The organism is Flavobacterium sp. (assembly GCF_043760115.1).
Taxonomy (GTDB): Bacteria; Bacteroidota; Bacteroidia; order Flavobacteriales; family Flavobacteriaceae; genus Flavobacterium.
The window spans coordinates 1-9,455 of sequence record NZ_JAYUPK010000032.1 but is presented as its reverse complement, the minus strand read 5'-3'; the positions used below and the strand labels follow the sequence as shown (position 1 = coordinate 9,455).

The following is a 9,455-nucleotide window of genomic DNA, read 5'->3' as shown; positions in this document are numbered from 1 at the left end:
AAAACTACTTGGTTTTGGGATTTATTTGCAATCATTATTTTATCCATTCTATTTGGATTTTTCTTTACCAAAATTCCAGAACTTGGCGGAACAATTGGCTATGAAATGAATATTTTCTTTCAAGATTATATTGGTAAAATTGGAACTTTATTGGTTTTATTATTCGGATTGGTTTTGTATTTAATTTTTAAAATAAAGGTTTCACCAGATGCAGTTAAAACATTTTTTGAAAACAAGAAAAATGATATTAAAGACAGTTTAAATTCGTTGCAAAAACCAGTTGCAGAAAACGGTGGAGAATACAATTTAGAAGAATTTGCAATTGATGAAGATCAACCAGATTATGATTTGGAAGATATAATAATGAAACCAGCATCGCAATTTGAAATTAATAAAGAAGATTTAAAACCTACAATATCAAGTTATTCTGAAAGAGAATTAGAGCCAACTTTAAAAGATAAATCATTACAATTAGACATTACTCCTACTCAAGAAATTGAACCACAATACATTCAACCAATTGAAGAATTAATTTCTAAAGAAGAAGAATTTGTAATAGAAAAAGCTAAAGAAGAAGATATCATTGAAGAAAATTTGGCTTCTAGATTAGTTGCCGATTTTGGATTGTTCGATCCTACTTTGGATTTATCAAACTATAAATTTCCAACTATAGATTTATTAAAAGAGTATTCAACCGTTGGAATTACAATAAATCAGGAAGAATTAGAAGAAAATAAAAACAAAATTGTAGAAACACTTCGCAATTATAAAATAGATATTGCACAAATAAAAGCTACTGTTGGTCCATCGGTTACACTATATGAAATTGTTCCAGAAGCTGGAATTAGAATTTCTAAAATTAAAAGTTTAGAAGATGATATTGCCTTGTCTCTTGCTGCGCTAGGCATTCGTATCATTGCTCCTATTCCTGGAAAAGGTACAATTGGTATTGAAGTTCCAAACAAGAATCCAACAATGGTTCCAATGAAAACCGTTATTGCATCTGCAAAATTTCAAGAAGCAGAAATGGAATTACCAATTGCACTTGGAAAAACAATTTCTAATGAAACTTTTGTAGTTGATTTGGCCAAAATGCCTCACCTTTTAATGGCTGGAGCAACAGGTCAAGGTAAATCTGTTGGATTAAATGCCGTTTTAACCTCACTACTTTATAAAAAACATCCTGCCGAAGTAAAATTTGTTTTAGTTGATCCAAAAAAAGTAGAATTGACACTTTTTAATAAAATTGAAAGACATTATTTGGCTAAATTACCTGATGTTGAAGATGCAATTATTACTGATAATTCTAAGGTAATCAACACTTTAAATTCGCTTTGCATAGAAATGGACAACCGTTATTCTTTATTAAAAGATGCCATGGTTAGAAACATAAAAGAATATAATGATAAGTTTAAAAGTAGAAAATTAAATCCAGAACAAGGTCATCGTTTTTTACCTTATATAATACTTGTTGTAGATGAGTTTGCCGATTTAATTATGACTGCAGGAAAAGAAGTAGAAACACCAATTGCTAGATTGGCTCAACTAGCACGTGCTATTGGAATTCACTTAATTATTGCAACACAAAGACCATCTGTAAATGTAATTACTGGAATGATAAAAGCCAACTTTCCAGCTAGAATTGCTTTTAGAGTAACTTCAAAAATTGATTCTAGAACCATTTTAGATACTGGCGGCGCAGATCAATTAATAGGTCGTGGAGATATGCTTTTTTCTAACGGAAATGATTTGGTTCGTGTACAATGTGCCTTTGTAGATACACCAGAAGTTGAAAAAATTGTAGATTTTATTGGTTCACAAAAAGCTTATGCAACTGCCTATTTGTTGCCAGAGTATGTTGGCGAAGAAAGTGCAATGAAACTAGATATGGATATTTCAGATAGAGATACATTGTTTAGAGAAGCTGCAGAAATAATTGTAACAGCACAACAAGGTTCGGCATCATTATTGCAAAGAAAGTTAAAACTGGGTTACAACAGAGCTGGAAGATTGATAGATCAATTGGAAGCTGCAGGAATTGTTGGACCATTTGAAGGAAGTAAAGCAAGAAGTGTAAACATTACTGATTTATCCTCATTAGACAGTTTATTAAATAATGAACAAAATTAAATTAAAATGAAAAAAATAGCTTCAATTGTATTTTTATTATTGATTAGTATTTCTTCAAATGCTCAAGATAAAAAGGCAAAAGCATTACTTGATGAAGTTACTGCCAAAGTTAAAACTTATAAAAACATTGTTATTGATTTTAAGTATACTTTAAATAATACTAAAGAAAACATAAATCAAGAAAGTAAAGGTAATGTTACGCTTGAAGGAAATAAATATGTATTGAATTTTATGGGAGTTACCAAAATTTATGATGGTAAAAAAAACTATACAATTGTTCCAGAAGATGAAGAAGTTACCATTTCAAGTGTAAATGATGACGATGATAAAGCAATAACTCCATCTAAAATGCTTACCTTTTTTAACAGTGGTTATAAATATACTTGGGATATTCTGCAAGATATTAAAGGAAGGAAAATTCAATATATAAAGCTTATACCAAGCAATTCTAAAGACCAAAGAAAAGAAATTTTACTTGGAATTGATGTGCAAACAAAACACATTTATAATTTGATTGAGGTTGGAAAAAACGGAACAAAAACAACATTGACTGTTAATTCTTTCAAAACCAATCAGCCATTATCAAAAAATCAATTTACATTTGTGGCTAGTAAATACCCAAAATACTACATCAATAAATTAGATTAATTTGAAGTGAAAATTCTCGATAAATACTTATTAAAAACATTCTTGATTACATTTACAACAGTATTTGTAATCTTGTTTTTTATATTCATACTTCAAGTGGTTTGGCTTTTTATTTCTGAACTTGCAGGAAAAGATTTAGATTTTATATTGATTATAAAGTTTTTATTATTTAAAATGCCAAGTATTGTTCCACTTGTACTACCACTTTCTGTTGTACTTTCATCAATTATGACATTTGGAGGATTAGCAGAAAATTATGAATTTGCTGCAATGAAATCTGCTGGAATATCTTTACAGAGAGCAATGAAAAGTATAATTGTTTTTATAATTTTTCTAAGTATTATAGCGTTTTTCTTTGCTAATAATGTGATTCCATATGCCGAATATAAATTCATCAACTTTAGAAGAAATATTGCTCAAGTAAAACCAGCAATGGCAATTGCAGAAGGACAATTTAGTGAAGTTGGTAATTATACTATTAAAGTTGATAAAAAAACTGGAGAAAACGGCAACATTCTTAACGGAATTACAATTCATAAAAAAAGTAATAATGGTGATGGAAATACTACTATCATAAAAGCCAAAAATGGAGAATTAATAAGTAATAAATCATCTAATATTTTAAAGATGGTTTTGTTTAACGGTAATTATTACGAAGATATAGTACCAAAAAAATTTGAAGAAAGAAATAAAGTTCCTTTTGCAAAAGCATATTTTAAAAAAGACATAATAAATATTGATTTAACTAAAATGAATCAATCCGAAGTAGATGAAGGTGAAATTTCGAATACAAATACAATGCTGAATGTTAATGAATTAAAATATACATTAGATTCATTAAATACCAATTTTAAAAAAGATATTCAATCATTTACAGAAAATATTTACCAACGATCAGGAGTTAATGGCATATTAATGTTTAAAAATGATAATGTTAATTCTAACTTATATAAAGGTTCTTTATTAAGCAATGTAGAAGAATCTAAAAAAAGTGAAATTTTAAGATTAGCATCAAGTACCATAGAAAATACAAATTTTTCAATTGATTCTTCAATAATAGAGATGAGAGAGAAACAAAAAAATATTAATAATCATTGGATAGCACTTTATGATAAATATGTAATTGCATTTGCTTGTTTATTAATGTTTTTTATTGGAGCACCACTTGGCTCAATTATAAGAAAAGGAGGTTTAGGATTACCTATAGTTTTTGCAGTAGGAATATTTATAATCTTTCATTTTATTAATACTTTTGGTAAAAAAGTAGCTCAAGAAAACGGAATTCCACCATTGTTGGGAACTTGGATGGCATCAATAATTTTAACTCCGCTTGCAATATTATTAACTTACAGAGCTACTAATGATATTGGTGGAATGATAAATATTGATTCTATACTAACACCAATAAATAATCTGTTTGTAAAATTATTTAAAAAATATAAAGATTATGTTTAATGAAAAAGTACAATTAAATACTATTGAAGAAGCTATTGAAGATATTCGTCAAGGAAAAGTAATTATTGTAGTTGATGATGAAGATAGAGAAAATGAAGGCGATTTTTTAGCAGCAGCAGAAAAAATTACTCCAGAAATGGTAAATTTTATGGCTACTCATGGTAGAGGTTTAATTTGTGTTCCTTTAACAGAAAACAGATGTAAGGAATTAGAATTAAGACCAATGGTTTCTAATAATACTGACCCAATGGAAACGGCTTTTACAGTTTCGGTAGATTTAAAAGGAAACGGTGTAACTACAGGAATTTCTGCATCAGACAGATCAAAAACCATTCAAGCATTAGTAAATTCTGAAACAAAACCATACAATTTAGCACGACCAGGACACATTTTTCCATTAGTTGCAAAACAAGGCGGAGTTTTAAGACGAACTGGTCATACAGAAGCAGCAATTGATTTTGCAAGATTAGCAGGATTCAAATCTGCTGGTGTTATTGTTGAAATTATGAACGAAGATGGTTCAATGGCAAGATTACCTCAACTTGTTGAAGTAGCAAAAAAGTTTAATCTAAAACTAGTTTCAATTGAAGATTTAGTTGCCTACAGAATGCAACATGATAGTCTAATTGTTAAAAAAGAAGACTTTGATATAGAAACGCGTTTTGGAAATTTTAGATTACGTGCCTACGAACAAACTACTAATAAACAAATTCATATTGCATTAACTAAAGGAACTTGGAATCTTGGTGAAGCAATCTTAACTAGAATAAATTCATCTCAAGTCAATAATGATTTATTGGGAACATTGACTAATAATGCAGATAAGCAATTAGATGAAATGTTCAAGATTATAAATCAAGAAGGAAAAGGTGCTGTTATTTTTATAAATCAAGACATGCAATCAATAAATTTACTTAGTAGAATTTCTGAATTGAAGTCTTTACAACTAAAAGGAATATTAAAAGCTCCAAAAATTATAATTGATAGTAAAGATTTTGGAATTGGAGCACAAATTCTACATGATATTGATATTTCAAAAATAAGACTAGTTTCTAACACCGAAGAAAAATCTAAAAGAGTTGGTATGATTGGATATGGTCTAGAAATAATGGAATATGTATCTTATTAAAATTATAATATCATACAAACTAACTAGTTAAAAAAATATCTTATTATTTATTAAAATTTTAATCATAAAATATTTTGGAAATCAAAAAAGGTTAGTATATTTGCACTCGCAATACTGCAATGTATTGTCGCTCATTGGAGAAATGGCAGAGCGGTCGAATGCGGCAGTCTTGAAAACTGTTGACTGTCACAGGTCCGGGGGTTCGAATCCCTCTTTCTCCGCAGTATATAGTTTCAAAAGAAACATAACAATTCAAAACTCTTTAAACATCAGTGTTTAAAGAGTTTTTTGTTTTTAGACTATGTGTCAAAACACACATAATTAGTCAAAGATTATACCTTATAAAAATATCTATCAATATTTAAAATTATAAGTGTACTAAATGTAGTTAATTCGGAGCGAATTGCTTTATTAACAATACTTTAAACGTTTTTTATATTTAATTTGTAAATATTTATTTAAAACTAAATAGCAATACTAAAAATCATTTTTTACATTAAATCTGAAAAGATTAATTAAACGGCGAAAGTCCTATTTATTGCAAAATAAAATTAGATAATGAATCAGTATCATTAAATACAAGGAAATCTATTTCATCTGAAAGATGGAATAGCACAAATAGATTAAGAAATTTATATCAACTAGAATAAGAAAAAATTTGAAACAAAAATTTTGCCACAATTTTTTTTAAATTTTTTTTTCAAATTACGGAAAACCGTAAAATAGTCTCAAAACCATTTTTTACCTTTGAAAAATCATGTAAAACTACCTAGTAAATAAAGTTGTATTACTTGTTTATATTTGGTAGGTTTGAAAAACAATCTTAATTCTTGCTATGTCTTTATTTCAAAGTACTGTTGTTAAAAAATATTCTAATACGCTCAATAAACTTATTCTTGACGAAAAGTGGCGCTTGTTTACAACAATATTCCACAATTCGGAAAAGCAACAGAATATCCGCAACAGCAAAGAAGAGCAATATCAAGCCATTTTTTTAAATGATTTGTTTGTGCAAGTTCTTGGTTACACGCAACATCCAAACACCAATTATAATTTAATTACCGAACAAAAAAACGAAACCAACAGCAAGAAAGCCGATGGTGCCATAATTTTGAACGAAAATGTACATGCTGTAATTGAACTTAAAGGAACAGAAACTACCGATTTATCTAAAATAGAAACGCAAGCTTTTGGTTATAAAAACAACCAGAAAGAGTGTAGTTATGTAATTATTTCCAACTTTGAAAAACTGCGTTTTTATATTGATAATGCTACCGAGTTTGTAGAATTTAATTTGTTTACACTTTCTAGAGACGAATTTAATTTGCTTTTCATTTGCCTTTCGCTAGAAAGTATGCAGACCGATTTACCGAAGAAAATTAAAAACGAAAGCGTTTCTAACGAAGACAAGATTACCAAAGAATTGTACAAAGACTATTCTGCTTTTAGAAAAGAATTATTTAATGATATTGTACAACTTAATCCGCAGTATAATAAACTAGAACTGTTTAAAAAAACCCAAAAACTATTAGATAGATTTCTATTTATTTTCTTTGCCGAAGACCGACAATTACTACCAACCAATTTAATTTTTAGCATCAATCTTGAATGGCAAAAACTTCGTGAAGCACGAATTGCTGTTTCGTTGTATGACAGATATAAAATGTATTTTCAAGATTTAAATACTGGTGCAAGAGTTACTTTGCCTGCTTTTGGAAAACACACTAACGAAATTGTAACCGCTCAATATGATATTTATGCCTACAATGGCGGTTTGTTTCAGCCAGATGATTTGCTAAATAATATTGCTATAAATGACGATTTACTTTTTAAACACACTAAAAAACTTAGCGAATACGATTTTGAAAGTGAAATTGACGTAAACATTCTAGGGCATATTTTTGAAAATTCGTTAAACGAAATAGACGAAATTACCAATGCCATTGAAGGACAAGAAGTTGACAAAACCAAAACCAAACGCAAGAAAGATGGCGTTTTTTACACACCCAAATACATTACCAAATACATAGTTGACAATACTGTTGGAAAACTATGCGAAGAAAAGAAAGTAGCAATTGCACTAGACGAAACCAAATATTCTACCGACAAAAAAATAAATGTTACTACCAAAAAGAAACTAAAAGAAACCTTAGACAATTACCGCGATTGGTTATTGCAATTAACCATTGTAGATCCTGCTTGTGGTAGTGGTGCATTCTTGAACCAAGCATTAGAATTTTTAATTGCCGAGCATAAATATGTAGACGAACTGCAAGCCAAACTGTTTGGCGATGCATTAATGTTGAGCGATGTAGAAGGAAGTATTTTAGAAAACAACCTTTTTGGGGTTGACCTCAACGAAGAAAGTGTAGAAATTGCCAAACTCTCGTTATGGTTGCGCACCGCACAACGCAACCGGAAATTAAACAGTTTAAACAACAATATAAAATGTGGTAATTCATTAATAGACGATGCTGCCATTGCTGGCGACAAAGCGTTTAACTGGCACAACGAATTTCCTAAGGTTTTTGCTAATGGCGGTTTTGATGTTGTGATTGGAAATCCGCCTTATGTGAGTGTTAAATCAAATTATTATCTTGAAGAAAAATTTAATACGATTTCCTGTGGAGATTTGTATGCTTTATTTTATGAAAAAAGTATTAATATATCTAATAATAAAGGAATAGTTGGTTTGATAACTCCAAGTTCATTTTTAACAAATATTGGCTATTTAACATTAAGAAATTTTCTTCTACATTTTAAAATAAATATAATAATTGATTTAGGAGAAAAAGTATTCAGTGATGCTTCTGTTGATTCGGCTATACTGATAATTGAAAATGAGTATTCAGATGATAATATAATTAAGTGTTCATCATCAGACTTTGTATTCAAATCCATTAATAAAAAAACCTTTTTAAAATATAGTAATAATATTTTTAACATTTATTCAAATCCAATTGCATTTAAATTAACTTCAAAAATTGATACAAAAACTTATAAACTTGATGATTATCTAAAATTTTCTAGAGGTTTAGAATTTGGTTTTAATAGTGAAAAAATATTTCCCATTAAAGAAAATGGTGATTATAAACCCGTGTTGTGTGGCGGAAATATTTCAAAAAATAGAATATTTTTTGAAAATAAGTTTGTATTATTTGACGAAAGTAATCCATCTATTTATAAATCAAAAGAAATTTATGAAACTGAAAAAATATTAGTTAAAAGAATTGGAAACAACATAATAGGAAGTTATGATAATAATGGTTTTTATAATGTTTGCGATGTATACAATTTACAACTCAAATCAGAGGAATTTTATAGTTTAAAGGTAATTAGCTTTTTAATCAACAGCAAATTAATGAATTTTTATTATGATATAAATTTTAAATCTGTAAAAAAATTATTTCCAAAAATACCAATACAAAACCTAAAGTTGTTACCAATACCAAAATATAGCAAACAAAACCAACAACCATTCATAGAAAAAGCAGATTTAATGTTGAATTTGAATAAACAATTACAAGAAGTAAGTTCAAAATTCAGCAAGTATTTTTCTGGTCAGTTTAAAATAGAAAAGCTTAGTGGTAAGTTAGAAAAATGGTATGGTTTATCGTTTGATGATTTTATAAAAGAAATAAACAAAGCCATAAAAACCCAAAAAGGCACACCACTTACTAAAAAAGACGAGTTTGACTGGATAGATTTATTTGAAGAAAATAAAGCAAAAGCAAATAAATTGCAAAGTGAAATAGCTATTACTGATAAAATTATTGATGCTATGGTTTATGAATTGTATGGATTGAGTGAGGAAGAGATTGGGATTGTTGAGAATAGTTAATTAGTTTTGTTATTGTGTTTGTTATGTCATTCCGAAGGTTTTGTCATTCCGACAAAGGAGGAATCACAAAAAGTTAATCAAACAACACTTGACTGAGAATATGTGATGTTTCCAGCGTCAACATGACAAAGAAAAAGTGTTAGTTTTGTCGTTGCGATAGTTTTGTCGTTGCGCTAGTTTTGTCATTCCGACAAAGGAGGAATCACATAAAGTTAATCAAACAATACTTGACTAAGAATATGTGATGTTTCC

The 9,455-nt window shown here is 28.6% G+C and carries 5 protein-coding genes, 1 tRNA gene and 1 pseudogene; all 7 read left to right on the top strand.

The window, feature by feature from the left end; genetic code table 11:
* On the top strand, window positions 1–2,130 hold a 2,130-nt coding region (locus ACH2BC_RS02855), incomplete at its 5' end, for a DNA translocase FtsK 4TM domain-containing protein (protein WP_395052475.1).
* A 6-nt stretch (window positions 2,131–2,136) separates the two neighbouring features.
* Window positions 2,137–2,778 (top strand): outer membrane lipoprotein carrier protein LolA, encoded by a 642-nt coding sequence (locus ACH2BC_RS02850; RefSeq protein ID WP_395052474.1) that lies wholly within the window; start codon window positions 2,137–2,139, stop codon window positions 2,776–2,778.
* 6 nt (window positions 2,779–2,784) lie between these two features.
* Window positions 2,785–4,233, top strand: coding sequence for an LptF/LptG family permease (locus ACH2BC_RS02845; RefSeq protein WP_395052473.1), 1,449 nt, complete (start codon window positions 2,785–2,787; stop codon window positions 4,231–4,233).
* The gene (ribB, locus tag ACH2BC_RS02840; protein ID WP_395052472.1) at window positions 4,226–5,362 is read left to right on the top strand and encodes a 3,4-dihydroxy-2-butanone-4-phosphate synthase; all 1,137 of its coding nucleotides are present in this window, start codon (window positions 4,226–4,228) and stop codon (window positions 5,360–5,362) included. The genes ACH2BC_RS02845 and ribB overlap by 8 nt, the downstream gene beginning before the upstream one ends.
* A 136-nt stretch (window positions 5,363–5,498) precedes the next feature.
* Window positions 5,499–5,583, top strand: a tRNA-Ser gene (locus ACH2BC_RS02835).
* Between the two features lie 309 nt (window positions 5,584–5,892).
* Window positions 5,893–6,012 (top strand): annotated as a pseudogene (locus ACH2BC_RS02830) (hypothetical protein); the annotation flags it as partial.
* Window positions 6,013–6,197: 185 nt separating this feature from the next.
* Complete coding sequence (locus ACH2BC_RS02825; RefSeq protein WP_395052471.1) at window positions 6,198–9,203, top strand: Eco57I restriction-modification methylase domain-containing protein; 3,006 nt, start codon at window positions 6,198–6,200, stop codon at window positions 9,201–9,203.
* Window positions 9,204–9,455 lie beyond the last annotated feature (252 nt).

Coding starts and splice junctions, on each gene's coding strand:
- ACH2BC_RS02850 (WP_395052474.1), top strand. CDS start 2,137: ATGAAAAAAATAGCTTCAATTGTATTTTTATTATTGATTAGTATTTCT.
- ribB (WP_395052472.1), top strand. CDS start 4,226: ATGTTTAATGAAAAAGTACAATTAAATACTATTGAAGAAGCTATTGAA.
- ACH2BC_RS02825 (WP_395052471.1), top strand. CDS start 6,198: ATGTCTTTATTTCAAAGTACTGTTGTTAAAAAATATTCTAATACGCTC.